We start from the raw sequence: 25,159 nt of genomic DNA, 5'->3' as shown, positions 1-25,159 counted from the left end.
TCCGACGTTGTCGGTTCCCCTGAGCCTTGTAGAGAGCGGGGTTATATACGCCTCATACTTCAGGCTGCCTGTGCGTTGGCTTTGCTCGCTCACGCCGGACGCTTACCTGAGTAAGCGTCCGGCAATGCACAGCATTGCTGCCTTCATGCAACCTGAATGATTTAGCGTTTTTTTATTTTTTCTTTACCGGGCGTTGCCAGCCCGGCTTCTGAATCTGTTCTTTACGGTTATAAACCAGCTCGCCAGCGGTCACATCTTTCATGATGGTGGTGCCGGCGGCAATGGTGGCGCCGCTGGCGACCGTGACCGGCGCCACCAGCTGCGTATCGGAGCCAACAAAGACGTCATCGCCGATAATCGTTTTCGATTTATTGGCGCCGTCATAGTTGCAGGTAATGGTGCCGGCGCCGATATTGACCCCGGAGCCGATCTCCGCGTCGCCCAGATAGCTGAGATGACCCGCTTTCGAGCCTTTGCCCAGCATCGCCTTTTTCATTTCCACGAAATTGCCGACGTGCGCCGCTTCGCCAAGCTGGCTGCCCGGACGTAAACGCGCAAAGGGGCCGACGGTGCAGTCTGCGGCCAGTTCGGCATCTTCAATCACGCTGTAGGGGCTGATTTCGCAACCGTCGCCGATAAAGCTGTTTTTAATTACGCAGCCCGCGCCGATCTTCACGTTACTGCCCAGCGTGACGCGACCTTCAAGGATAACGTTGCTGTCGATTTCGACGTCGCGGCCATGCTGCAACTCGCCGCGCAGATCGAAACGGGCCGGATCGCGCAACATAACGCCCGCCAGCAGAAGCTTCTCCGCCTGCTCGGCCTGATAAATACGCTCAAGCGTCGCCAGTTGCAGGCGGTTATTCACGCCTTCGGTTTCGCTAATGCGCGTCGGCTGTACGGTTTCGATGCGACGGCCTTCCGCCCAGGCAAGCGCGATGATATCGGTAATGTAATATTCGCCCTGCGCATTGTTGTTGTTCAGCTGGCTCAGCCAGCGTTTCAGATCGCCGCCGTTGGCCACCAGGATGCCGGTGTTAATCTCCTGAATCGCCAGCTGTTGCGGCGAAGCGTCTTTCTGCTCGACGATGCCGGTTACCAGGCCATTTTCACGCACGATGCGGCCGTAGCCGGTGGGATTGTCCAGCGTGACCGTCAGCAGGCCGATGCCGCCCTGCGGCTTCGCCGTACGCAGCCGCGCCAGCGTGTCCACGGTGATGAGCGGCACGTCGCCGTACAGCATCAGGATATCTTCATCATCGGCAAAGAAGGGCGCAGCCTGCTGCATCGCATGTCCTGTCCCTAACTGTTCAGCCTGTAAGACCCAGTTCAGCGCATCGTCGCGCAGCGCTGCCTTCAGCAGCTCGCCGCCGTGGCCGTAAACGAGGTTGATTGCGCGCGCGCCAAGCCCCTTCGCCGCATCAATAACGTGTTGAACCATAGGCTTTCCTGCCAGAGCGTGCAGGACTTTAGGAAGATCGGAATACATGCGGGTTCCCTTGCCGGCGGCAAGGATCACCACGCTCATTGCGCTATTAGACATGGCTATCCTGATTAAATTTTTACAGTTGAAAGTTAAACGGTTTCGCTGCGAGATTACTACATTTTTCTCATAACAAAATTAACCGGCTTTCGGTGAATCGTTGTCGCAAAGAATGCATTGAGTCTGGCGATAAATCCAACAAAAAAAGGCGCTTTTCAACGGCTTAATTTTAGCTGTGCAGCAAGAAGGGGAGAGGGCGGAGGAGATAAAAAATGCCAGCCCGTTAGGGCTGGCATGATGAACTGCTGTTAAGCCTGATTACATCGCTTTCTTGGTCAGTTCGATGACGCGCAGCTTCGCGATGGCTTTCGCCAGTTCGGCTGAAGCCTGAGCATAGTCCACATCTCCATGGGCTTTGTTGATATGCTCTTCCGCTTTGCGTTTCGCTTCCAGCGCGCGCGCTTCATCAAGGTCGGTACCGCGAATCGCCGTATCAGCCAGAACGGTAACCGAACCCGGCTGAACTTCCAGCACGCCGCCAGAGAGATAAATAAACTCTTCTTCGCCGTGCTGTTTAACGATACGCACCATACCAGGCTTAATGGCGGTCAGCAGCGGCGTGTGGCCAGGGAAAATCCCCAGCTCGCCTTCGCTGCCGGACACCTGAATTTTCTGCACCAGGCCGCTGAACATTTGCTGTTCCGCGCTGACAACATCCAGGTGATAAGTCATAGCCATAGTTAACCTCCCGGAAAACCGCCCCCTTATCCTTCAGGTCGCCAGCTGTCCCGCTTTCCCGAATCGCCGGTTAAAACAGACGATCCGGAATGAAGGCGCCGCAGCCTGAGGGACTCAGGGGAAATAATTACAGTTTCTTCGCTTTTTCCACGGCTTCTTCGATGGCGCCAACCATGTAGAAGGCCTGCTCTGGCAGGTGGTCGAATTCACCTTCCATAATGCCTTTAAAGCCACGGATGGTGTCTTTCAGCGGAACGTATTTGCCCGGAGAACCGGTGAATACTTCTGCCACGAAGAACGGCTGAGACAGGAAGCGCTGAATCTTACGGGCACGCGCCACCAGCAGTTTGTCGTCTTCAGACAGTTCGTCCATACCCAGGATGGCGATGATGTCTTTCAGTTCCTGGTAACGCTGCAGAATAGACTGCACGCCACGCGCGGTGTCGTAGTGCTCCTGACCAACAACCAGCGGGTCCAGCTGACGGCTGGTGGAGTCCAGCGGGTCAACGGCCGGGTAGATACCCAGAGACGCGATCTGACGGCTCAGCGTAACGGTTGAGTCGAGGTGGGCGAAGGTGGTCGCCGGAGACGGGTCAGTCAAGTCATCCGCAGGGACGTATACGGCCTGTACGGAGGTGATTGAACCGGTCTTGGTGGAGGTAATACGCTCCTGCAGCACGCCCATCTCTTCCGCCAGCGTCGGCTGATAGCCTACTGCGGACGGCATACGACCCAGCAGCGCGGAGACTTCGGTACCGGCCAGGGTGTAACGGTAGATGTTATCGATGAACAGCAGTACGTCGCGGCCTTCATCACGGAATTTTTCCGCCATGGTCAGGCCGGTCAGCGCCACGCGCAGACGGTTGCCCGGCGGCTCGTTCATCTGGCCGTAGACCAGCGCAACTTTGTCGATTACGTTGGAGTCGGTCATTTCGTGGTAGAAGTCGTTACCCTCACGAGTACGCTCGCCCACACCGGCGAATACCGAGTAACCTGAGTGCTCAGCCGCGATGTTACGGATCAGCTCCATCATGTTTACGGTTTTACCAACGCCCGCGCCGCCGAACAGACCGACTTTACCGCCCTTGGCGAACGGACACATCAGGTCGATAACCTTGATGCCGGTTTCCAGCAGTTCCTGGGAGTTGGACTGATCTTCGTAAGAAGGCGCCGCGCGGTGAATAGAGGCGATCTCTACTGCGCTGCCGTCTTCTTCTTTCAGCTCGCCTTTCATGTCGATCGGCTCACCCAGCACGTTCATGATACGGCCCAGGGTAGCTTTACCTACCGGCACCTGAATCGGCTTTTTAAGGTCGGTCACTTCCAGGCCACGCTTCAGGCCGTCAGACGTACCCATTGCGATGGTACGTACTACGCCGCCGCCCAGCTGCTGCTGCACTTCCAGCACCAGACGCGCATCACCATTTTTAACCTCAAGGGCGTTGTACACCTGCGGTACAGCGTCCTGAGGGAACTCGACGTCAACTACGGCGCCGATGATCTGGACAATCTTTCCAGTTGCCATCTTGAATCCTCTACCTAATTCGTTTCTACCCATCGTCATTGTCTAAGCGCGTAACGCTTAGCGGCGCTGCTGGCGGCGATTAGCCTCAGGCTGCCGCGACAATGACAGGGTATACCTGGTTAAACCGCGGAGGCCCCGAGACGATCTCGGTAAGTTCCTGGGTGATGCTGGCCTGACGAGCCTTGTTGTAAACCAACTGCAGCTCTTTGATCAGGTTGCCGCCGTTGTCGGTCGCCGCTTTCATCGCCACCATACGCGCGGCCTGTTCGCTGGCCAGGTTTTCCACAACACCCTGATAAACCTGAGATTCGACATAACGACGCAGCAGGGTGTCCAGCAGCGATTTCGGATCAGGTTCGTACAGGTAATCCCAGGTTTTTCTCTTCAACTCTTCTTCCCCTTCCGCTGGCGGTAACGGCAGCAGTTGGGTGATAGTTGGAGTCTGGGACATGGTGTTGTTAAATTTGTTGCTGACCACATACAGCTTGTCGAGACGACCTTCGTCATACGCCTGCAGCATGACCTTCACCGGGCCGATCAGTTCGGACAGGGAAGGGTTATCTCCCATGCCGGTAACCTGCGCCACGACGTTGCCGCCTACAGAACCGAAGAAAGCCAGCCCCTTGGAACCGATAATCGCCAGATCGCTCTGAACGCCTTTGTCGGACCAGGTTTTCATCTCTGCCAGCAATTTTTTGAACAGGTTAATGTTCAAACCACCACAAAGCCCGCGGTCGGTAGAAACGACCAAATAGCCGACGCGCTTAACGTCGCGCTCTTCCAGGTAAGGGTGCTTGTATTCCAGATTACCCAGCGCAATGTGACCAATCACTTTGCGCATGGTATCTGCATACGGACGGCTGGCCGCCATGCGTTCCTGCGTTTTACGCATTTTGGAGGCGGCGACCATTTCCATCGCTTTAGTGATTTTCTGCGTATTTTTTACGCTTCCAATCTTGTTACGTATCTCTTTTGCGCCGGCCATTAGCTTCTCCTCAAAGCCTTGCGGCCTGCCTTTTCAGACAAGCCGCCAGACATTACCAGGACTGGGTTGCTTTAAACGTTTCGAGGAGGCCTTTCAGCTTCTCTTCGATTTCGTTGTTGTAGTTACCAGTTTGGTTGATTTCCTGCATCAGCTCAGCGTGTTCGCGATCGGCATACGCCAGCAGCGCAGCTTCGAAGCTACCGATTTTCGCCAGCTCGACGTCGTTCAGGTAACCACGTTCGGCAGCGAACAGCACCAGACCCTGTTGGGCGACGGACATCGGCGCATACTGTTTCTGCTTCAGCAGCTCAGTCACTTTCTGACCGTGGCTCAGCTGCTTGCGGGTCGCGTCGTCCAGGTCGGAAGCGAACTGAGAGAACGCAGCCAGTTCACGATACTGCGCCAGCGCAGTACGGATGCCGCCGGACAGTTTTTTCACGATCTTGGTCTGTGCGGCGCCACCAACACGGGATACGGAGATACCCGGGTTAACGGCCGGACGGATGCCGGAGTTGAACAGGTTAGATTCCAGGAAGATCTGACCATCGGTAATCGAGATTACGTTGGTCGGAACGAACGCGGAAACGTCACCCGCCTGCGTTTCGATGATCGGCAGGGCGGTCAGTGAGCCGGTTTTACCTTTCACTTCACCTTTGGTAAACGCTTCAACATATTCAGCGTTTACGCGGGAGGCGCGCTCCAGCAGGCGAGAGTGGAGATAGAACACGTCGCCAGGAAACGCTTCACGGCCCGGCGGACGGCGCAGCAGCAGAGAAATCTGACGGTAAGCAACGGCCTGTTTGGACAGGTCATCGTATACGATCAGCGCGTCTTCGCCGCGGTCGCGGAAGTATTCGCCCATCGCGCAGCCGGCGTACGGCGCCAGGTATTGCAGCGCAGCGGATTCAGAAGCGGACGCCACCACGACGATGGTGTTCGCCAGCGCGCCATGCTCTTCCAGCTTGCGCACCACGTTAGCGATGGTAGACGCTTTCTGGCCGATAGCGACGTATACGCATTTGATGCCGGAGTCGCGCTGGTTGATGATGGCGTCGATAGCCAGAGCGGTTTTACCGGTCTGACGGTCGCCGATGATCAGCTCACGCTGGCCGCGACCGATTGGAATCATCGCATCGACAGATTTGTAGCCCGTCTGAACCGGCTCATCAACGGATTGACGATCGATAACGCCCGGCGCGATAACTTCAACCGGAGAGAAACCGTCATGCTCAACCGGACCTTTACCGTCGATAGCTTCACCCAGGGTGTTCACTACGCGGCCCAGCAGGCCGCGGCCAACCGGAACTTCCAGGATACGGCCGGTGCATTTCACTTTCATGCCTTCGGCGAGGTCAGCATACGGACCCATCACCACCGCACCTACGGAGTCGCGCTCCAGGTTCAGGGCGATAGCGTAGCGGTTGCCCGGCAGCGCGATCATCTCACCCTGCATCACATCGGCCAGGCCGTGTACGCGGATGATGCCGTCGCTGACGGAAACGATAGTACCTTCATTGTGAGCTTCGCTCACGACATTGAACTGAGCAATGCGCTGCTTGATCAGTTCGCTGATTTCGGTGGAATTCAGTTGCATATGCTCCAGTCCCCTTAAGACTGCAAGACGTCTGCGAGACGTTCAAGACGGCCGCGTACGCTACCATCAATGACCATATCACCCGCCTGGATGATAACGCCTGCCATTACAGACTTATCGATTTTGCAATTCAGCTTAACTTTGCGTGACAGACGCTTTTCCATTGCGGCGCTGATTTTCGTCAGCTGCTCGTCGCTCAGCGCACTGGCAGAGATGACATCAACTTCAGCGGTTGCCTCCCAGGCGTCACGCAGTTGAATGTATTGCTCCAGTACTGCCGGCAGCGCGGACAAACGTCCGTTTTCCGCCATAACCTTGATAAGGTTCTGACCTGCTTCGTCGAGTTGGTCACCACAGACTGCGATGAACGAGGCAGATAAGGTTTCCGGCGCCAACGCGCCGGAAACCAATTCGGCCATCTGTTCGTTGCGAGCGACTTCTGCAGCGAACGCCAGCATTTGCTGCCAACGGTCGATGCTTTGATGCTCAACGGCAAAGTCAAAAGCTGCTTTGGCGTAGGGGCGAGCTACAGTAATCAGTTCAGACATCAGCCCCTCCCTCCTTACAGTTCAGCGACCAGTTTATCTACGATGTCGCTGTTAGCAGCTTCATCCACGGAACGTTCGATGATTTTCTCGGCGCCGGCCACAGCCAGCATCGCGACTTGCTTACGCAACTCTTCACGCGCACGTTTACGCTCGGCTTCAATTTCCGCCTGCGCCTGTGCCACGATCTTGTTACGTTCCTGCTCAGCTTCAGCTTTCACTTCGTCCAGGATCTGAGCGCGGCGTTTGTTCGCCTGCTCGATGATGACCTGAGCTTCTTCTTTCGCTTTTTTCAGCTGGTCGGTCGCAGTTGCCTGTGCGAGATCCAAATCTTTTTTGGCGCGTTCTGCAGAAGCAAGGCCTTCAGCGACTTCTTTCTGGCGCTTTTCGATGGCAGCCATAATCGGCGGCCATACGTACTTCATGCAGAACAGGACAAACAGGACGAACGCGATGGCCTGGCCGAGGATTGTTGCGTTAAGGTTCACAGCACAATGCCTCTCGTTAAGTTAACTTACTCTGCCGTTATCGAAGACAACCCGCAGAATCCGCTCATCGTCTGACGTTTACCACGTCAGGCCGATGAACTCTTGTTTGGCCTTGTCGCTTAACCTGCGACGGCAAACATCACGTACAGACCCAGACCTACAGCGATCATCGGGATAGCATCCACCAGACCCATAACAACAAAGAACTGCGTACGCAGCAGAGGGATCAGATCCGGTTGACGCGCGGCGCCTTCCAGGAATTTACCTCCGAGGATGCCGATACCGATCGCAGCACCGATTGCCGCCAGGCCCATCATCACAGCGGCAGCCATGTACAGCAGATCCATATTCAGGTTTTCCATGACAGTCTCCAGTTTGTTTCAGTTAAAACGCAGTAGTGTGAATAAAAAATCAATGTTCTTCGGATGCCATCGACAGATAGACAATCGTCAAGACCATGAAAATGAAAGCCTGCAGCGAAATGATCAAGATGTGGAAAATGGCCCAAGGCACACTCAGAACCCACTGTGACCACCACGGCAACAGACCCGCAATCAGGATAAAGATCAGTTCACCCGCATACATGTTGCCGAACAGTCGCAGACCGAGAGAAACCGGTTTGGACAGCAGGCTCACGCCTTCCAGAATCAGGTTGATAGGAATGAACAGCGGATGATTAAAGGGTTGCAGGGTAAGCTCTTTAGCGAAACCACCAACACCTTTCATTTTGAAGCTGTAGAACAGAATCAAAATAAAGACGCCCAGCGCCATGGAGAGCGTAACGTTAACGTCAGCGGACGGCACAACGCGCAGCGCAGGCAGACCAAAGACATGCTCACCGATATATGGCAGAAAATCGATTGGCAGCAGATCCATAAAGTTCATCAGGAAGACCCAGACGAAAATGGTCAGCGCCAGCGGGGCGATAAGTTTGCTTTTACCGTGGTACATATCGCGGACGTTTCCGTCAACGAAGCCGACCACCAGCTCAATAGCTGCCTGTAATTTCCCCGGAACGCCGCTGGTGACGCTGTTGGCCACTTTACGGAACAGCACCAGGAAAATCAGACCCAGCACCACGGAGAAAAACATGGAATCAATATTTAATACCCAAAACGTCGCCGGAGCGTCGTGCGGATTCACCAGCTCGAAAGTACGCAGGTCCAACTGAAGGTTGTTCAGGTGGTGACCTATGTAATCTTGCGGAGTAGAGATTTCTCCTGCAGCCATGATGCCTCTTACCCTTTGTTGTTAATTACAGCCGGTGCCACAATCTGAACCACCAGCACCGATAACCAGGTCAGCCCGACCGGCACGAACACCGCATCAAGCACGCCCAGCGCCAGAATGAGCAAAACAATGGTGACAAACACTTTCAGCGCTTCGCCGAGCGCGAAGCTCCAGGCAATACGCCCTTTAGCAGGTGCTTGCGCGCCCAGGCGCCAGGCCAAAATCACGAACAACACGTTTGGCAGCCAGGCTGCCAGTCCACCTGCGATGGCAGATGCGCCCCAGCTGATATCTTTAAGGGCAAAACAGAGCACGCCGATAACGAGCAAAGTCGCCAGCTGCCACAGCAGCACGGTCCGGGCTAATTTCACACTGTAAAGAGACACTGACATGACGCTGAAACTCTCCTGCCCCGATCGAGGTATGTCGCGTGTCGTATAAAACTGCCTTTGCTCTTTTGAGTCAAGCAGCAAAAAACGAGCAAATTATACGGGCCGCACCTGCGATTTCAATCGATAAGTAGCGAAAAGGTGAACAATTATTTAAATTTCTTTCGACAGCCCTATTTTTTAAAACTCGTTGACGAAGGTAACCGGAAGCCTGATACAACAATTCCGTCAACTTTGTGCTCATAAAGCGTGCGATAGATCACAATTCGTTAATATCCTGCTGATATATCGCGCAGGAATAATCTTAAATAAATCGCTAAAAATATTAATAAATTACATAAAATTCATAGAATTAATAAAAACAACGCGCTATTTCGGCGTAGTGAGCAATAAAACAGAGGGTTTGACATCCCCGGTAAAATTTAAATCATCGAATTATCGTTGCTTCCGTAGAGTGATAACACGGATATATTTTCTTAAGTGACTATTCGCCACCCCTTAGCTCTTCGCTAAAGTAACTGGACTGATAAATCATTGTAAAATCCAGGTTAAATATTGCGAAAGGTTTCAGATAATTTCATCGCGCACTTTTAACCCCCAGGCAACAATATTTGTCACAAACGAGACCGATAAAAACTGTTTCGTTCGGCTAACTTTTAACCGCCCCACTCGCGATAAAATGTGGCAAAAAAGGATAACCGCATAGGGGGTAAGGTCAAACTGTCTGAATCGTCACCAAATGACGTTCCCCTTCCAGCTCCGGAACGCGTAAGGCTATCACGTCGGTTACGCGAAACTGTGGCGGCAATGCGGCGATTTCATCATCAGGACGCTGTCCTTTCAGCGCATAGAAACGTCCTTCTTTCGCTGGTAAATGATGACACCAGCTCACCATATCGTTCAGCGAGGCGAAGGCGCGGCTAATGACGCCGTCAAACGGCGGCTCGCCGTTAAACGCCTCTACGCGGCTCTGCACGGGTTCAACGTTGTTTAAACCCAGCGCGAATTGCACCTGACGCAGAAAGCGCACGCGCTTGCCCAGGCTGTCCAGCAACGTGAAATGCGCTTCCGGGCGCACAATCGCCAGCGGAATGCCCGGCAGACCCGGACCGGTGCCCACATCGATAAAGCGCTCCCCTTTCAGATAAGGGTTCACCACAATGCTGTCGAGAATATGGCGCACCAGCATTTCCTGCGGATCGCGCACGGAGGTGAGATTATAGGCTTTATTCCACTTATGCAGCAGCTCAACGTAGCCAACCAGCTGTTGCTTTTGCTGATCGGACAGAGAAATGTTGGCTGCGCTGAGCAGCTGAGAGAGTTTATTAATCACGGCATATTCCAGTAGCTAAAGGCGAAACAGCGTCCGGTGCAGAAAAGAGGTTCAGCGCTGCCCGCTACCGAACGTGAAGCATGTCCGGCAGCGGGCACAGGGCGGATTTCCGCCTTATCATCAGGCGCTTTTACGCAGTAAACCCTGTTTTTTGAGGTAAATCAGCAAAATAGAGATAGCGGCAGGCGTAATGCCTGAAATACGCGACGCCTGGCCGATCGACGTTGGTTTATGATCGTTAAGCTTGGCGATCACTTCATTCGACAGGCCGTTAACGTTGCGATAGTCAAGATCCACCGGCAGCAGGGTATTTTCATTGCGCTGCTGGCGATCGATCTCTTCCTGCTGACGCGCAATGTAGCCTTCATATTTAACCTGAATTTCAACCTGCTCGGCGGCCTGCTCGTCGGCCAGTGCCGGGCCGAAGCCTTTCAGCGACATCAGACGCGCGTAGGTCATCTCAGGACGACGCAGCAGATCTTCTCCGCTCGCCTCTTTGGTCAGCGGCGTATTCAGCGCGGCGTTAACCACGTCGATATCCGCCGATTTCGGATGAACGTGCATATCGCGCAGGCGCTGACGCTCCAGCTCAATGCTTTCCAGTTTCTGATTAAAGCGCGCCCAGCTTGCATCGTCGACCAGACCCAGTTCGCGGGCCGTTTCCGTCAGACGCAGATCGGCGTTGTCTTCGCGCAGCATCAGACGATATTCGGCACGCGAGGTAAACATGCGGTAGGGCTCTTTGGTGCCCAGCGTGCAAAGGTCGTCCACCAGTACGCCGAGGTAAGCCTGATCGCGACGCGGCGCCCAGGTCTCTTTCTCCGCTGAAAGGCGTCCGGCGTTCAGACCCGCCAGCATCCCCTGCGCCGCCGCCTCTTCATAGCCGGTGGTGCCGTTGATCTGACCGGCAAAGAACAGCCCCTGAATAAACTTACTCTCCAGCGTCGGTTTCAAATCGCGCGGATCGAAGAAGTCATACTCAATGGCGTAGCCCGGACGGACGATTTTCGCATTTTCCATGCCTTTCATCGAGCGCACAATCTGCATCTGCACGTCAAACGGCAGGCTGGTGGAAATGCCGTTCGGGTAAATTTCGTTACTGGTCAGGCCTTCAGGCTCAAGGAAGATCTGGTGCGCGTTGCGATCGGCGAAGCGCATCACTTTATCTTCGATCGATGGGCAGTAGCGCGGACCGATCCCTTCGATCACGCCTGCGTACATCGGACTGCGATCGAGGTTATTGCGGATCACCTCATGCGTCTGCTCATTGGTATGGGTGATGTAGCAGGGCACCTGTTGCGGATGCTGCGACGCGTCGCCCATAAACGAGAAAACCGGCATCGGGTCGTCGCCATACTGCGGCGCCAGCACGCTGAAATCGATGGTGCGGGCGTCGATGCGCGGCGGCGTGCCGGTTTTCAGACGGCTGACGCGCAGCGGCAATTCCCGCAGACGGCGCGCCAACGGGATAGAAGGCGGATCGCCTGCGCGGCCGCCGCTGTAGTTATCCAGGCCGATATGAATCTTGCCGTCGAGGAAAGTGCCGACCGTCAGCACCACGGCGCGGGCGCGGAATTTCAGGCCCATCTGCGTTACGGCGCCGACGACGCGATCGTTTTCGACGATCAGATCCTCGACCGCCTGCTGGAAGATCATCAGGTTCGGCTGGTTTTCCAGCGCGGTGCGGATCGCCTGACGATAAAGCACACGGTCAGCCTGAGCGCGCGTGGCGCGAACAGCCGGACCTTTGCTTGCGTTTAGTATCCTAAACTGGATGCCGGCGCGATCGATCGCACTGGCCATCAGGCCGCCCATCGCATCCACTTCTTTCACCAGATGTCCCTTTCCGATGCCGCCGATCGCCGGATTACAGGACATTTGTCCCAGCGTATCGATGTTATGGGTTAACAGCAGCGTTTGTTGACCCATGCGGGCGGCGGCCATTGCGGCTTCAGTGCCTGCATGTCCGCCGCCGATGACGATGACGTCAAAAGGATCGGGATAAAACATGGGGAGATACCTCGTTAGTGTTCGATCAGGGATCGTTGCCCTGGGGCGTGGATTCTACTCAAATTCATGGCATGACGAAAGCGCCGGGATCGTCGGGTAGTTAAAAGTAAGATCTTTATTCTTTAAAGGATCTCTTTGTTAGATCTCTTATTAGGATCGTGCTTTTCTGTGGATAAGGCCGGGTTTCTTCAACAGATCAGGAGTTTATTGAGGATCGTTTGCTGTGAATGATCGGTGATCCTGATCCGTATAAGCTGGGATCGAAATGGCGACTTATACACAGATGAAAAAAGCATCAAGGGTTATTCTTGGGATAACTACCGGTTATCAGACCCTTTCCACTACGGTTATCCACAGGATTGCGGTTGATCCAGGGATAAAAAAGAGTGAAATCTGCTGGGGATCAACGGAAAAAAGCGCGGTGATCCCAGCCTCGATCGGGCGATCTACAGTAAAGGACGCCAGTTTTCCAGCCAGGCTTCCGCCGGATCTTCCGGGATTTCATGTTCCAGCACGTCGATTTCCAGTCTTTCGCCGATGCGCTTCGCGCCGAGGGCTGTCAGTAGCTGGTCGAACTGCTTAATCGCGCCACAAAAAAGATCGTATTCCCGGTTGCCGATGCCGATTGCGCCAAAGCGCAGGTCGGAAAGATCGGGCCGCTGCTGCGCAAGTTCTTCATAAAGAGGCTGAAGGTTATCCGGCAGCTCGCCTGCGCCATGCGTGGAGCTGACCACCAGCCAGACGCCCTGTAACGAAAGTTCATCCAGCGTCGGACCATGCAGCGTCTCGGTTGATAAGCCCGCTTCTTCCAGCTTGTCGGCCAGATGTTCTGCTACATATTCGGCACTGCCGAGAGTGCTGCCGCTAATAAGGGTGATATCTGCCATGATGCGATCCTGCAACGCGCTGTCTTCAAGAGCGTGCATTGTACGCTGTGATTAGGCTGGGATCTACCTGTGGAAAACCAGAAGATGAACAGGGGGAAATAACGTGGATCCGCCTTTGCCGCGCGGCGCCACGTCAGGGATAAGATTATGCACAGATCAGGGCTTGATCGTACGCATGATCGGGTTTTGCAGGGAGATCAGCGTTTCGGTGGACTGGATTTCGTCGATGGTCTGGATCTTGTTGATAAGCACCTGCTGCAACGCATCGATAGAGCGGCACATCACTTTAATAAAGATGCTGTAGTGGCCCGTGGTATACCAGGCTTCCACCACTTCGTCCAGCGCTTCCAGCTTCGCCAGCGCCGCCGGGTAGTCGCGCGCGCTTTTTAAAATGATGCCGATAAAGCAGCAGACGTCGTAGCCCAGCTGACGCGGATCGATCTCCACGCGCGTGCCTTTAATAATGCCCGCCTGGCGCATTTTCTCCACCCGCACATGGATTGTGCCGGGGCTGACGTTGAATTGCTTGGCCAGTTCAGCGTAGGCGGTGCGTGCGTTATTCAGCAGCGCATTAAGGATACCGCGATCCAGATTATCGAGTTGCAGCGTTTCTGCCACGTTTCGCTCCACTTGGCTAAGTATAAAGAAGAAGGGATGACCGGCCGGGAGAAACGCATCCGGCGGAATACTGGCATCCTACCGTTGCCGGAAGGGATTGCAAAGGCAAAGCTGTCGCCTGCCCGGAACGGCAGGAGATCAGCGCTTCCAGCGGCGCAGCAGACGTTGCTTCAGGCCGGTATCGAAACGCCAGATATGATTGAAGATGCGCAGGATGCCTGGCTTGCCGTGCGCGGACATAGCGACGGCATGGAAACGTTGCTGTAGCTGGTGCTGATGCTGTTGAACGCTTTTGATCATGCTTTCCGGCAGTCGCTGGGCGATAAAGTCGGAAACGATCACCGCATCCGCATCGCGCCATGCGGAATCCTGCAACCGCAGCAGCACCGCCTCCAGGCAGGCGGCCAGATCGGTGCCGCCCCGGAACCGCTGGCTGAGAAAACGGATCGCCTGCGCGATCCCGTCTTCGGCCGTCAGCTCATAGCCGATCACCTCGTGAGCGAACAGCATAATGTAACAGCGGCGCTTCTCCGCCAGCGCGACCTTCAGCAGCGCCAGACAGAACGCTTTGGCGCAGCGTTCGTTAAAGCCGCCCATCGATCCTGAGGTATCGACGCAGACAATAAAGGGGCCTTGCGGGCAGGCCTGCTGCTGCTGATGGCTTACCGGCCGCTGCACGATTTTGTCGCGCCAGGCGTCTCCCTGTAAGCGATAGGTAAGCAGGCGCTTTTCTACCAGACGGCGGTAAAAATCCACTTCCAGTTCGCTGATGCCGAGCGTCGCCAGCTCCGCCGGTAAAAGGCGCAACACATCTTCGCTCTGATGCAGACCGCTTACCTCTTCCGGCACGCTGTCCGGCTGGCGGATAAGCTGGTGAAACGCCTCCGGCGGGGCCTCTTCCGCTGGCGCCGACTTTGCTTCACGACTGCGGCCAAGCTGCTGCGCCAGCTTCATCAACTCCGGCTGCGCGGCCAGAAACTCGCCATATTCCACAATCAGCTGGTAATCGCCGCGCTGTAGCGGCGCCGCGCTCATATCCCACAGCCGTCCGGCGGAGGACTCGTCGTTTTCCGACAGGACCGGCGCCAGCTGGCCGCTTAGCGCCATGCGCTGTTGTAAAACGGCCAGCAGGTTTTCCCGCTGCTCCTCCAGTAAATGTTCGTTCAGCGTCATGGTTTGCAGCGTCAGGCTGAGCCGCCAGCGCTGAAGAAATAGCGTATGCTGCGCCGGACTGAGCGGCTGGCCATCACAGTGGCCCGCCAGGATGCGCGCCTGCTCGGCGAAAGGGGAGGAGAGCTTCTCCAGCTGCGTCAGCAACGCTGGCAGCGCCTGCGTAAAGGCTGTCAGGCCGAGCATCTGATGTTGCTGAAACAGCCGGAACTCCTGTTTCAGCGCTTCCGGCACCGAGGTGGTTTTTAGACTTTCGCCGATTTCAGTTTTCCAGCGCGGCATATCGCGCAGCAGCGCCTTCTTCATACCGGGGAATTTTTCAAAAAACAGCACCAGCTGTGGCGAGGCGAGCAGGGCGATCGCCAGATCCTCGATCAGCTGACTCTGGCTGATCGACAGCAGGGTGCTGATTGTCTCCAGCGAGATCATTGCCTGGCTTTCTTCAGCTGTTCAGCTACTTCCTGTAGGCTGTTTTCGATGCGCGCCAGCCAGTCGTCGCTGATAAACAGGCAGCGTTGATGCTGAGCAAAAAGGGCGCGTTGCGCCCGCAGCTGAGCCTCCAGCTCGTCCAGCGCTTCGGCGATCTCCGCTGGCAGCGCTTCGTGATGGATTTCGCCAGGCAGCGCCAGCCGCGATGACTGTAAACTAACGTCGCGCAGCGTCAGGCAGTCGTTGGCGTCTATTTGCAGATCCAGCGTCTGGGCAAAACCGATACCGTTCAGTTTGCCGCGCGCTTCTCCCCCTTTCAGCAGCCAGTGTTGCAGCGTGTCGCGCGCGATAACGACGTGGGTCACCTGCATATCATGCAGCGTCAGCGGCTTTTGCAGCATCAGCGTCAGCTGTTCGGCGCTGAGCGAATCGGGCAGTTCATAATGCGGCTTACGGCTGAACATGCCGCCGTGCTTTTCCAGCCTGACGGCGCGGTCGAGGCTCTGCTGTTGCGACAGGGCAAGATGACGCGCTTTGATATGCTGCAATGCGATCAGCATCGGCTGCTGCTGCCACGCCTGCTCGGTAATCAGGCTTTCGATCTCCCGTTCCAGCAGCGTCATCGACGCCATATCGTGCCACAGACAATCTTTCAGCAGAATCAGATCCACCGGCGCGATCGCCTCACGGCCACTATAAAAAGCGCACGCCTGCAACAGATGAATCGCTTTTTTCCAGCGGCGATCGGAGATGTAGGGCGCGTCCGGCAGCGCTTCCAGACGCTGACGCAGTTGGTAGATCAGCTCAAACACCGGTTCCGGCAGCGCGACCTGGCTGATGCTGGTCTGCCACTGCTGGTACTCTTCATCGGTGATGCACAGCGAGCTGTCGACCGGATTGGCGTTTTCATCCTGCTGGTGGATAAGCATATTGCGGAAGTTATGCTTTTCATGCACGTTGTCCAGCCACAGGCGGATCAGCATGCGGTCATATAACGCTTCCAGTCCGCTGTCCGCTTCCGGCAGCTCGTTAGAGGCGGTCACCAGCAGGCGCATCGGGATGCGTTCTTCACTGTCGCCATTGCGGAAGCGCCGTTCGTTAATTGCGGTCAGCAGGGTATTCAGAATGGCCGGTCCCGCTTTCCAGATCTCATCCAGAAAGACGATTTCCGCATCGGGCAGGTAACCTTTAGTTAGCCGCTGGTAGCGGCCTTCATCTTTCAGCGCCTGAATCGAAAGAGGGCCAAACACCTCTTCCGGCGTGGAAAAGCGGGTCATCAGATATTCAAACGCGCGCGCATGCTGAAAGGCATATTTCAGGCGACGCGCGATCAGGCTCTTGGCGATGCCAGGCGGGCCCAGTAAAAAGACGCTTTCCCCGCTGAGCGCTGCCAGCAGACAAAGGCGTATGGCATGATGACGCTCGTACAGGCCTTTTTCTAACGCGTTGCTGAGGCGTGAAATTCTTTCAGCCAGTAAATGTGGTTGAGCCATAATCAGTCAATTATCCTGTTACTACTGCACACGCTTTACCCGATTAGCGGGCGCAAACACTACTGGCTATCATGCTTGAAAGCATTGATAGCCGTCAGCTTTTTTATCGTGAAAGGGTGAAGCGACGCTTCTATTGCCAATTATTGTCGAAAACCGCTGCCGTCCAGGGGTGGGTTTTTGCTTAAAATTAGGCATACTGTGCGCTTTTTGATGGTCTGAGCCGTGCGCCGATACGTCGCAGCGCTCCTGGAAAAGATGACATTATGAGTTCTGACAAGAAGCAGCCGCTCGCCGCAGTCACCCTGGCGGCAATAGGTGTGGTTTACGGGGATATTGGCACCAGCCCGCTTTATACCTTGCGCGAATGTTTGTCCGGGCAGTTTGGTTTTGGCGTTGAGCGCGACGCCGTGTTCGGCTTCTTATCATTGATCTTCTGGCTGTTGATCGTGGTGGTTTCCCTGAAATACATCAGCTATGTGATGCGCGCCGATAACGCCGGAGAAGGCGGCATCCTGACGCTGATGTCGCTGGCGGGACGCAATACCGGCGGCAAAGCCACCGCCGTGCTGGTGATTATGGGGCTGATCGGCGGCAGCTTTTTTTACGGGGAGGTGGTGATTACCCCAGCCATTTCGGTGATGTCCGCGATAGAAGGTCTGGAAATTGCCGCGCCGTCGCTCGATCCGTATATCGTGCCGCTGTCGATCGCCGTACTGACGTTGCTGTTTATCATTCAGAAACATGGCACCGGCATGGTGGGCAAGCTGTTCGCGCCGGTGATGCTGCTGTGGTTTCTCGTGCTGGCGGTGCTCGGCGCGCGCAGCATTATTCATAACCCGGACGTGTTGCAGGCGCTGAATCCCGCGTGGGCGATGCATTTCTTCCTGGAATACAAACAGGTTTCGTTCTTCGCGCTCGGCTCGGTGGTGCTGGCGATTACCGGGGTGGAGGCGCTCTACGCCGATATGGGCCATTTCGGTAAAACGCCGATTCGCCTCGCCTGGTTCAGCGTGGTGATCCCTTCGCTGGTGCTGAACTACTTTGGTCAGGGTGCGCTGCTGCTGAAGCATCCTGAAGCGATTAAAAACCCCTTCTTTCTGCTGGCGCCGGATTGGGCGCTAATCCCGATGCTGATCCTCGCCACGCTGGCGACGGTTATCGCTTCTCAGGCGGTGATTTCCGGCGTCTTTTCGCTGACCCGTCAGGCGGTGCGCCTGGGCTATCTGCCGCCGATGCGCATTATCCATACCTCGGAAGAAGAGTCTGGCCAGATCTATATCCCGGTAATTAACTGGCTGCTCTACTATGCGGTGCTGATTGTAATTATCAGCTTCGAGCATTCCAGCAACCTGGCGGCGGCCTATGGCATCGCCGTGACCGGCACCATGATCCTGACGTCTATTCTGGTCTGTACCGTGGCGATAAAGAACTGGCACTGGAACCGACTGCTGGTGGCGCTGATCCTGGTGGCGCTGCTCTGCTTCGATATTCCGCTGTTCTCGGCCAACCTGATTAAGATCTTCTCCGGCGGCTGGCTGCCGCTCTGTCTGGGTATGACGATGTTTATCATCATGACGACCTGGAAAAGCGAGCGTTTCCGCCTGCTGCGCCGTATGCATGAACACGGCAACTCGCTGGACGCGATGATCGCCTCGCTGGAAAAATCGCCGCCGGTGCGCGTGCCGGGCACCGCCGTTTATATGTCGCGCGCGCTGAACGTGATTCCGTTTGCGCTGCTGCATAACCTGAAACATAACAAGGTGCTGCATGAGCGCGTGGTGCTGCTGACGCTGCGCACCGAAGACGCGCCTTACGTGCATAACGTCCGACGCGTCACCATTGAACAGCTTTCGCCAACCTTCTGGCGCGTGGTGGGCAGCTACGGCTGGCGCGAAACGCCGAATATGGAGGAGATTTTCCACCGTTGCGGTCTTGAAGGGCTGAACTGCCGCATGACGGAAACGTCGTTCTTTATGTCGCACGAATCGCTGATCATCGGCAAACGTCCCTGGTATTTGCATTTGCGCGGTAAGCTGTTCCTCGCGCTGCAACGCAACGCCCTGCGCGCGCCCGACCAGTTTGAAATCCCGCCTAACCGGGTTATCGAGCTGGGCACTCAGGTCGAGATTTAAAGCAGAGAGCAGCTAAGGCTGCTCTTTTTTATGGCAGATCGAAGGTGACGCTAAAGCCGCCCTGCGGTCGGTTCGCCATCTGCATACGCATGCCGTGCAAGGTGGCGATATGCTGCACAATGGAAAGACCGAGTCCACTGCCTGATTTTTCCTGTCCGGGCGGTCGGTAAAATCGTTCGCCGATGCGCGCCAGCGCCTCTTGCTCCACGCCAGGCCCGTCATCGTATACCTCAAACTGACGCCGACGTAGGATCAACGTCACGGTGCCGCCTGCGCGACCATAGCGAATCGCATTGTCCAGCAAATTGCGCAGCAGCAGAGAAAGCAGCAACGGATGTCCCTGACACGCCTGCGCTTCACCAGCCTGGTTCTCCAGCCGCAGTGTAATGCCAGCCTGCTGCGCCGTCTTATCCTGTTCGACAATCGCCTGACGCAGCAGCGCCTCTATATCCACCGTTTCGCTTTCCGCCAGCGCCCGCTGCGCATCCAGTCGAGAGAGGGTAAGCAGCTGATCCACCAGCCGGGTGGCGCGGTTGATGCTGGCGTCCAGGTTAGTCAGCGCGTGTTGACGCATTCCGGCGTCGTCATGGGCCAGTTGCACTACCTCGCTCTGCACCTTCAACGCCGCCAACGGGCTGCGCAGCTCGTGCGCCGCGTCGGAGGTGAAACGCCGTTCGCGCTGCAGCATGGCATGGATACGGGCGAACAGGCCGTTAAGCGCGTCCACTATCGGACGCACTTCCGAGGGCAGCCGGGTCGCGTTAAGCGCGTCGGCGTTATCGGGAGAACGCTGTTGCAGCTGCCGGGCGATCTGCCTGAGCGGCGTCAGCTCGCGCTGGAGCAGCCAGAGCAGCAGCACAACCATTACCGGCAGCGCAAACAGCCATGGCAGCAGCACGCTTTGCACCACGTCGGTGGTCATTTCATCACGGTATTCCCATTCCTGCCCGACCGCCACCACATAACGGCCGTCAGGCGTATTCAGCCAGACTATGCGCCACGGATCGTCATCGTCGCGCAGTTTGCCGTCACGAAAGCCACGCCAGCGCGGTTCAAACAGAAATTTTTTGCCGTTGTCGCCATCGTCCACCAGTCGCCTGCCGTCGCGGGTATAAATGGCAAAAGCCAGCGCATCGTCCTCCAGCGCGCCTCGGTGATGAGGCAGGATTTTTTTTGCTTCCGGCATTGCCGTCGACTGGGTTAATTGCGCTGGCGTGAGGGAAGCCAGATGCCGGGCGAACAGCAGCTGCTGCGTATCGAACAGCTGATTGATTTTGTGGCGCGTTTGTAACCAGGCGCTGACGCTGGCGATGCCCCAGCAGATCGCCGTAAGCAGTAAGAAGCCGACGGTCAGACGGGCGCGCAGGCTGAGCTGACTCATGCGGTTTCTCCCAGCGTATAACCCACACCGTGCACCGTGCGAATAGCAGCATTGCCCAGTTTTTTCCGCAGATGATGAATATGCACTTCAACAGCGTTGCTGGAAACATCCTGCTCCCAGCTGTAGAGTTTCTCTTCCAGCTGCGCCCGGGTCAGCACGCGGCCCGCATTCAGCATAAAAAGCTCCAGCAGCGCCAGCTCGCGCGGCTTCAGCTCAACTGGCGCGCCGTTCAGCGTCACCGCGCGCGCTGCGGGATCGAGCATCAACGAACCGTGACTCAGCGTGGGTTGCAGTTGCCCATGACGGCGGCGGATCAGCGCCTGAAGGCGCGCGGCGACCTCGCTGAGCGCAAAAGGTTTGCAGAGATAATCATCTGCGCCCTGTTGCAGGCCGTCCACCCGCTGCGCCACCGCATCGCGAGCGGTTAAGATCAGCACCGGAATATCTTCGCCCCGGCTGCGCCAGGCGCGCAGAATATCCAGCCCGTCTAACTGCGGCAGGCTGAGATCGAGCACCACGGCATCGTAGGTCGCCGCGCTCAGCGCCTGCATTCCCTGTCGCCCATCCGTCAGCCAGTCCACGCTGAACCCCAGCTTGCCCAGCCCCGCCCGAATGCCGTCGCCGATTAACCTGTCGTCCTCAATTAACAGAATGCGCATGGGTTTCCTCCCTGATTAGGTCACTGCCGCCGTTATACGAGACTTAAGCGCCGCTTGTACAGAATGCAACGGCAAATAGTAACGCCCGCCAGCAAAGCGAGAAAAAAACGACCCGCCTTAAGATCCTGTTAAGAACCCTGTGCTGTACTTAAAAACGTCCACCCACGTCATTCACCAAAAGAGGGAAATTATGATGAAAAAGCATGCTGCAATGGTTGCGATTCTTGCTCTGTTCACAATGCCGGCATTAGCGGCGCAGAGCGGTGGCTTTGTCGATCCTAACTCGCCGCAGACCCAGGCGCAGAAAGGCGGCTTCAAAGGGCCGCAGAATGTGGTGACGGTAAAAGAAGCGAAAGAGATGAAAGATGACAGCTGGGTCACCGTACGCGGCACGATTGAGAAACGCCTCAGCGATGATGATTATCTGTTCCGCGATGAAACGGGCACGCTCTCCGTCGAGATTGATGATAAAACCTGGCAAGGCCAGAGCGTCTCCCCTAAAGATAAAGTCGAGTTACAGGGTGAGATTGATAAGGCCTTCAATGACGCTCAGCTGGAAGTCAAACAGGTGCGTAAGATTCAGTGATCCTGCGCGTTCAACTGCTGCGCCAGCGTCTCTAAAAGATGCTGTAGCGTAGGCGAACGGTCCCAGCGTCGCCAGGCCAGCGCCACGTCGGTGGTCAGCGACGCTTCCGGGCAGGGCAGAAAGCGAATGCCCGGCATCGCGACGCAGCTGAGCGATTCCGGCACCAGCGCGAAGCCGAACCCGGCGGCGACCATGCCGATAGCCGAGGAGATCTGCGGCGCCTGCGGGCCGGTCTGCGGCTGAAAGCCCGCCCGCACGCAGGCGCTGATGATCGATTCATACAGGCTGGGCGCCACCTCGCGCGGAAACATCACCATCGGCGTATCGCTCAGTTGCGTCAGCCTTATCTCTTCCTGTTCGCTCAGAGGATGCGACGCGGGCAGCACGATGCGCATCGCTTCGCTGGCGATCAGTTTCAAATGAAACGACTTGCTGGTTTCACAAGGCAAGCGCACAAAGGCCGCATCCAGCAATCCTTCCTGTAAATCCTGCATCAGCGTCGACATGCTTGCCTCGCGCGGCAGCAGCGTTACCGATGGAAACTGCTGCTGGAAAGCGTGCAGCAAACGAAAAATATCCTGATGAAAGGCGACCGAGCTGGCGAAGCCCAGCGACAGCTTACCGGTGACGCCGCGCGCGATCCCTTTCGCCTTCTCCAGCGCATGACCGGTCAGATCGAGGATTTGGCAGGCATCCTGATAAAACGCCTCGCCCGCTTCCGTCAACTCCACGCCGCGCGTCAGACGTCTGAGCAGCGGCGTGCCGATCTCGCGTTCCAGACGCAATATCTGCTGGCTCAACGGCGGCTGGGAGATCCCCAGCATTTCAGCGGCGCGCGTAAAGTTGCGCGTCTGCGCGACGGCGACGAAATAACGCAGATACCGTAGTTCCATATCTAAAACGTCTCAAAGTGAAGGGCTTTCTATATTGGATTCCCGAACTGAATCGAGTCAACATTACAGTTAATGAATATTAACCTTTTCTGTAAGGGAGGGAATAATGCCTCATTCTGTAACTGATTGTTTATGCGAGAAACTGTTGGCCGATACCCTGAGCGCTATCCGCAAAGAACAGCCAGAAAGTGTAATCTATCAGACCTCATTGATGAGCGCGCTGCTGAGCGGCGTCTATGAAGGCTCGCGCACCATCGCCGACCTGCTGAAAAAAGGCGACTTCGGCCTGGGCACCTTTAACCGTCTTGATGGCGAGCTGATCGCCTTTAACAGTCAGGTTTACCAGCTGCGCGCCGACGGCAGCGCCAACGCCGCCCGCCCGGATCAACGCACGCCGTTCGCGGTGATGACCTTTTTCCAGCCGCAATATCACCATCACTTCGACGGTCCGGCCGATCGCGACGCGGTACATGAGATCATTAATCAGCAGATTTCATCTGATAACCAGTTTTGCGCCCTGCGCATCGATGGGCGTTTCTCTCAGGTTGCAACGCGCACCGTGCCCTGTCAGCACCGACCTTATAAGCCGATGATGGAAGCGGTGGAACAGCAGCCGACCTTCCATTTCGACCAGCGCGATGGCGTGCTGATTGGCTTCCGCACGCCGCAGTATATGCAGGGCATTAATGTCGCCGGCTATCACGAACATTTCATTACTGACGATCGTCAGGGCGGCGGCCACGTACTGAATTATAGCCTGGAGAGCGGCGTACTGACCTTTGGCGCCATCAGCAAGCTGGTGGTCGATCTGCCTGAGGACCCCGATTTTTTGCAGGCCAATCTCAACCCTGACGATCTCGACAGTGCCATCCGCGCCGTTGAAAGCTAATCCTCGCCACAGGAGAAACAATGAAAAGCGATATGCAAAAAGAATGGGCGCACGGCGCCGATTTGATTGTTGCCCAGCTGGAGGCGCAGGGCGTGAAGCAGGTGTTCGGCATTCCCGGCGCTAAAGTAGATAAAGTTTTCGATTCGCTGGTGGACTCTTCTATCCAGACCATTCCGGTTCGCCATGAAGCGAACGCGGCGTTTATGGCGGCGGCGGTAGGACGTCTGACCGGCAAGGCGGGCGTGGCGCTGGTGACCTCCGGTCCCGGCTGCTCCAACCTGATCACCGGCATGGCGACCGCTACCTCGGAAGGCGACCCGGTTGTGGCGCTGGGCGGCGCGGTGAAACGCGCGGACAGCGCCAAGTTGGTCCATCAGAGCATGGATACCGTCGGTATGTTCCGCCCGATCACCAAATATGCGGTGGAAGTGGGCGCGCCCGATGCGCTGGGCGAAATCATAGCCAATGCGTTCCGCTATGCGGAGCTGGGCCGTCCCGGCGGCGCTTTCGTCAGTCTGCCGCAGGATATTGTCGACGGTCCGGTGCGCGGCAACGTGTTGACGCCCGCAGGCGAGCTGCTGCTCGGTTCCGCGCCGGAAGGCGCGATCAACGCCGTCGCCGACAAAATCGCGAAAGCGAAAAACCCCATTATCCTGCTGGGCCTGATGGCCAGCCAGCCGCATAACGCCACCGCATTGCATCGTCTGCTGGAGCGCAGCCATATTCCGGTGACCAGTACCTATCAGGCGGCCGGCGCCGTCTCCCAGTCTCACTTCTCGCGCTTTGCGGGCCGTGTCGGACTGTTTAATAACCAGGCGGGCGATCGGCTGCTGCGTCAGGCGGATTTGATTATCACTATCGGCTACAGCCCAGTGGAATATGAACCGGCGAAATGGAACAGCGGTCATGCCGAACTGGTGCATATCGACGTGCTGCCTGCGGAAACCGACAACTGTTACCAGCCGGACGCGGAGCTGATCGGCGATATCGCCTCAACGCTGGATAAACTCGCCGCGCGGATTGAAGCGCCGCTGCACCTCAGCGCGGAGTCGGCTGAAATCCTCAAGGATCGCCAACAGCAGCGTGAACTGCTGGCGATGCGCGGCCATCAGCTGAATCAGTTCGCCCTGCATCCGCTGCGCATCGTGCGCGCCATGCAGGACATCATTAATAAAGACGTTACCCTGACGGTGGATATGGGCAGTTTCCATATCTGGATCGCCCGCTATCTCTACAGCTTCCGTGCGCGTCAAATCATGATCTCCAACGGTCAGCAAACCATGGGCGTGGCGCTGCCCTGGGCAATCGGCGCCTGGCTGGTGGATCCGAGCCGCAAAGTGGTGTCGGTATCGGGCGACGGCGGCTTTATGCAGTCGAGCATGGAGCTGGAAACAGCGGTGCGTCTGGGTGCCAATGTGCTGCACATTATCTGGGTCGACAACGCCTACAACATGGTGGCGATTCAGGAAGAACAGAAATATCAGCGCGTGTCCGGCGTGAAGTTCGGCCCGATCGATTTCAAAGCCTATGCGGAAGCCTTCGGCGCAGCCGGTTTCGCGGTGGAAAGCGCCGATCAGCTGGAACCTATCCTGCGTAAGGCGATGGACGTTCAGGGACCGGCTGTGGTGGCGGTGCCGGTGGATTATGCCGACAACCCGAAACTGATGGGGCAGCTGCACCTGAGCCAGATCCTGTAATTCCC

The 25,159-nt window shown here is 56.5% G+C and carries 23 protein-coding genes; 4 read left to right on the top strand and 19 right to left on the bottom strand.

Annotated features, from left to right (window positions below):
* Positions 1 to 172 precede the first annotated feature (172 nt).
* The 16 genes from glmU to ravA form a co-directional block, all read right to left on the bottom strand.
* Positions 173 to 1,543, bottom strand: a complete 1,371-nt coding sequence (gene glmU / locus C2E16_RS00200; protein ID WP_038629283.1) for a bifunctional UDP-N-acetylglucosamine diphosphorylase/glucosamine-1-phosphate N-acetyltransferase GlmU — start codon at positions 1,541 to 1,543, stop codon at positions 173 to 175.
* A gap of 258 nt (positions 1,544 to 1,801) precedes the next feature.
* Positions 1,802 to 2,221, bottom strand: a complete 420-nt coding sequence (locus C2E16_RS00195) for a F0F1 ATP synthase subunit epsilon (protein WP_038629281.1) — start codon at positions 2,219 to 2,221, stop codon at positions 1,802 to 1,804.
* 127 nt (positions 2,222 to 2,348) lie between these two features.
* Positions 2,349 to 3,746, bottom strand: coding sequence for a F0F1 ATP synthase subunit beta (gene atpD / locus C2E16_RS00190; protein WP_084970082.1), 1,398 nt, complete (start codon positions 3,744 to 3,746; stop codon positions 2,349 to 2,351).
* Between the two features lie 85 nt (positions 3,747 to 3,831).
* Positions 3,832 to 4,731: a F0F1 ATP synthase subunit gamma gene (atpG, locus tag C2E16_RS00185; protein ID WP_104951381.1), complete on the bottom strand. Its 900-nt coding sequence runs from the start codon at positions 4,729 to 4,731 to the stop codon at positions 3,832 to 3,834.
* A 52-nt stretch (positions 4,732 to 4,783) separates the two neighbouring features.
* Complete coding sequence (atpA, locus tag C2E16_RS00180; protein ID WP_038629274.1) at positions 4,784 to 6,325, bottom strand: F0F1 ATP synthase subunit alpha; 1,542 nt, start codon at positions 6,323 to 6,325, stop codon at positions 4,784 to 4,786.
* A 14-nt stretch (positions 6,326 to 6,339) separates the two neighbouring features.
* Positions 6,340 to 6,873: a F0F1 ATP synthase subunit delta gene (gene atpH / locus C2E16_RS00175; protein ID WP_084970083.1), complete on the bottom strand. Its 534-nt coding sequence runs from the start codon at positions 6,871 to 6,873 to the stop codon at positions 6,340 to 6,342.
* A gap of 14 nt (positions 6,874 to 6,887) precedes the next feature.
* Positions 6,888 to 7,358, bottom strand: a complete 471-nt coding sequence (atpF, locus tag C2E16_RS00170) for a F0F1 ATP synthase subunit B (RefSeq protein ID WP_038629270.1) — start codon at positions 7,356 to 7,358, stop codon at positions 6,888 to 6,890.
* Between the two features lie 119 nt (positions 7,359 to 7,477).
* Positions 7,478 to 7,720 (bottom strand): F0F1 ATP synthase subunit C, encoded by a 243-nt coding sequence (atpE, locus tag C2E16_RS00165; protein ID WP_038629267.1) that lies wholly within the window; start codon positions 7,718 to 7,720, stop codon positions 7,478 to 7,480.
* 49 nt (positions 7,721 to 7,769) lie between these two features.
* The gene (gene atpB, locus C2E16_RS00160; protein WP_038629264.1) at positions 7,770 to 8,588 is read right to left on the bottom strand and encodes a F0F1 ATP synthase subunit A; all 819 of its coding nucleotides are present in this window, start codon (positions 8,586 to 8,588) and stop codon (positions 7,770 to 7,772) included.
* An 8-nt stretch (positions 8,589 to 8,596) separates the two neighbouring features.
* Positions 8,597 to 8,980 carry a F0F1 ATP synthase subunit I gene (atpI, locus tag C2E16_RS00155; protein WP_084970084.1) on the bottom strand — a complete coding sequence of 128 codons (384 nt, stop codon included), beginning with the start codon at positions 8,978 to 8,980 and terminating at the stop codon, positions 8,597 to 8,599.
* Between the two features lie 712 nt (positions 8,981 to 9,692).
* Positions 9,693 to 10,310, bottom strand: coding sequence for a 16S rRNA (guanine(527)-N(7))-methyltransferase RsmG (gene rsmG, locus C2E16_RS00150; RefSeq protein WP_084970085.1), 618 nt, complete (start codon positions 10,308 to 10,310; stop codon positions 9,693 to 9,695).
* A 120-nt stretch (positions 10,311 to 10,430) separates the two neighbouring features.
* Positions 10,431 to 12,320: a tRNA uridine-5-carboxymethylaminomethyl(34) synthesis enzyme MnmG gene (mnmG, locus tag C2E16_RS00145; protein WP_084970086.1), complete on the bottom strand. Its 1,890-nt coding sequence runs from the start codon at positions 12,318 to 12,320 to the stop codon at positions 10,431 to 10,433.
* Between the two features lie 446 nt (positions 12,321 to 12,766).
* Positions 12,767 to 13,207, bottom strand: coding sequence for an FMN-binding protein MioC (gene mioC, locus C2E16_RS00140; RefSeq protein ID WP_038629257.1), 441 nt, complete (start codon positions 13,205 to 13,207; stop codon positions 12,767 to 12,769).
* Between the two features lie 156 nt (positions 13,208 to 13,363).
* Positions 13,364 to 13,825, bottom strand: a complete 462-nt coding sequence (gene asnC / locus C2E16_RS00135) for a transcriptional regulator AsnC (RefSeq protein ID WP_038629255.1) — start codon at positions 13,823 to 13,825, stop codon at positions 13,364 to 13,366.
* A 138-nt stretch (positions 13,826 to 13,963) separates the two neighbouring features.
* Entirely contained in the window at positions 13,964 to 15,424 is a 1,461-nt protein-coding gene (gene viaA / locus C2E16_RS00130) for an ATPase RavA stimulator ViaA (protein WP_038629253.1), read from the bottom strand.
* Complete coding sequence (ravA, locus tag C2E16_RS00125) at positions 15,421 to 16,917, bottom strand: ATPase RavA (protein WP_084970087.1); 1,497 nt, start codon at positions 16,915 to 16,917, stop codon at positions 15,421 to 15,423. Before ravA ends, viaA begins: the two co-directional genes overlap by 4 nt.
* A gap of 263 nt (positions 16,918 to 17,180) precedes the next feature.
* Between ravA and kup the strand changes: the two genes are divergently transcribed.
* Positions 17,181 to 19,049, top strand: coding sequence for a low affinity potassium transporter Kup (gene kup / locus C2E16_RS00120; protein WP_038629248.1), 1,869 nt, complete (start codon positions 17,181 to 17,183; stop codon positions 19,047 to 19,049).
* Between the two features lie 28 nt (positions 19,050 to 19,077).
* Here kup and qseC read toward each other — a convergent pair whose 3' ends face one another.
* Together qseC and qseB are read right to left on the bottom strand one after the other, a co-directional pair.
* Positions 19,078 to 20,430: a quorum sensing histidine kinase QseC gene (gene qseC, locus C2E16_RS00115; RefSeq protein WP_084970088.1), complete on the bottom strand. Its 1,353-nt coding sequence runs from the start codon at positions 20,428 to 20,430 to the stop codon at positions 19,078 to 19,080.
* The gene (gene qseB / locus C2E16_RS00110; protein ID WP_038629244.1) at positions 20,427 to 21,089 is read right to left on the bottom strand and encodes a quorum sensing response regulator transcription factor QseB; all 663 of its coding nucleotides are present in this window, start codon (positions 21,087 to 21,089) and stop codon (positions 20,427 to 20,429) included. Before qseB ends, qseC begins: the two co-directional genes overlap by 4 nt.
* Positions 21,090 to 21,282: 193 nt before the next feature.
* Between qseB and C2E16_RS00105 the strand changes: the two genes are divergently transcribed.
* The gene (locus C2E16_RS00105) at positions 21,283 to 21,675 is read left to right on the top strand and encodes a YgiW/YdeI family stress tolerance OB fold protein (protein ID WP_038630190.1); all 393 of its coding nucleotides are present in this window, start codon (positions 21,283 to 21,285) and stop codon (positions 21,673 to 21,675) included.
* Here C2E16_RS00105 and C2E16_RS00100 read toward each other — a convergent pair.
* Positions 21,669 to 22,568: a LysR family transcriptional regulator gene (locus C2E16_RS00100; RefSeq protein ID WP_038629241.1), complete on the bottom strand. Its 900-nt coding sequence runs from the start codon at positions 22,566 to 22,568 to the stop codon at positions 21,669 to 21,671. The two genes, C2E16_RS00105 and C2E16_RS00100, sit on opposite strands and share 7 nt — an antisense overlap.
* Before the next feature lie 106 nt (positions 22,569 to 22,674).
* On the opposite strand from C2E16_RS00100, the gene budA reads away from it, so the two are divergent.
* Together budA and alsS are read left to right on the top strand one after the other, a co-directional pair.
* Positions 22,675 to 23,457, top strand: coding sequence for an acetolactate decarboxylase (gene budA / locus C2E16_RS00095; protein WP_084970089.1), 783 nt, complete (start codon positions 22,675 to 22,677; stop codon positions 23,455 to 23,457).
* Between the two features lie 20 nt (positions 23,458 to 23,477).
* Positions 23,478 to 25,154, top strand: coding sequence for an acetolactate synthase AlsS (gene alsS / locus C2E16_RS00090; protein WP_038629237.1), 1,677 nt, complete (start codon positions 23,478 to 23,480; stop codon positions 25,152 to 25,154).
* Positions 25,155 to 25,159 lie beyond the last annotated feature (5 nt).

The organism is Mixta calida (assembly GCF_002953215.1).
GTDB classification, from domain to species: Bacteria; Pseudomonadota; Gammaproteobacteria; order Enterobacterales; family Enterobacteriaceae; genus Mixta; species Mixta calida.
Note: the sequence above shows the minus strand (reverse complement) of the source record. Positions and strands in the feature narration are given on the sequence as shown.

Coding starts and splice junctions, on each gene's coding strand:
- C2E16_RS00100 (WP_038629241.1), bottom strand. CDS start 22,568: ATGGAACTACGGTATCTGCGTTATTTCGTCGCCGTCGCGCAGACGCGC.
- budA (WP_084970089.1), top strand. CDS start 22,675: ATGCCTCATTCTGTAACTGATTGTTTATGCGAGAAACTGTTGGCCGAT.
- atpG (WP_104951381.1), bottom strand. CDS start 4,731: ATGGCCGGCGCAAAAGAGATACGTAACAAGATTGGAAGCGTAAAAAAT.
- qseC (WP_084970088.1), bottom strand. CDS start 20,430: ATGAGTCAGCTCAGCCTGCGCGCCCGTCTGACCGTCGGCTTCTTACTG.
- C2E16_RS00105 (WP_038630190.1), top strand. CDS start 21,283: ATGAAAAAGCATGCTGCAATGGTTGCGATTCTTGCTCTGTTCACAATG.
- alsS (WP_038629237.1), top strand. CDS start 23,478: ATGAAAAGCGATATGCAAAAAGAATGGGCGCACGGCGCCGATTTGATT.
- mioC (WP_038629257.1), bottom strand. CDS start 13,207: ATGGCAGATATCACCCTTATTAGCGGCAGCACTCTCGGCAGTGCCGAA.
- atpE (WP_038629267.1), bottom strand. CDS start 7,720: ATGGAAAACCTGAATATGGATCTGCTGTACATGGCTGCCGCTGTGATG.
- glmU (WP_038629283.1), bottom strand. CDS start 1,543: ATGTCTAATAGCGCAATGAGCGTGGTGATCCTTGCCGCCGGCAAGGGA.
- mnmG (WP_084970086.1), bottom strand. CDS start 12,320: ATGTTTTATCCCGATCCTTTTGACGTCATCGTCATCGGCGGCGGACAT.
- C2E16_RS00195 (WP_038629281.1), bottom strand. CDS start 2,221: ATGGCTATGACTTATCACCTGGATGTTGTCAGCGCGGAACAGCAAATG.
- atpB (WP_038629264.1), bottom strand. CDS start 8,588: ATGGCTGCAGGAGAAATCTCTACTCCGCAAGATTACATAGGTCACCAC.
- atpA (WP_038629274.1), bottom strand. CDS start 6,325: ATGCAACTGAATTCCACCGAAATCAGCGAACTGATCAAGCAGCGCATT.
- viaA (WP_038629253.1), bottom strand. CDS start 15,424: ATGATCTCGCTGGAGACAATCAGCACCCTGCTGTCGATCAGCCAGAGT.
- qseB (WP_038629244.1), bottom strand. CDS start 21,089: ATGCGCATTCTGTTAATTGAGGACGACAGGTTAATCGGCGACGGCATT.
- atpI (WP_084970084.1), bottom strand. CDS start 8,980: ATGTCAGTGTCTCTTTACAGTGTGAAATTAGCCCGGACCGTGCTGCTG.
- atpH (WP_084970083.1), bottom strand. CDS start 6,873: ATGTCTGAACTGATTACTGTAGCTCGCCCCTACGCCAAAGCAGCTTTT.
- ravA (WP_084970087.1), bottom strand. CDS start 16,917: ATGGCTCAACCACATTTACTGGCTGAAAGAATTTCACGCCTCAGCAAC.
- atpD (WP_084970082.1), bottom strand. CDS start 3,746: ATGGCAACTGGAAAGATTGTCCAGATCATCGGCGCCGTAGTTGACGTC.
- kup (WP_038629248.1), top strand. CDS start 17,181: ATGAGTTCTGACAAGAAGCAGCCGCTCGCCGCAGTCACCCTGGCGGCA.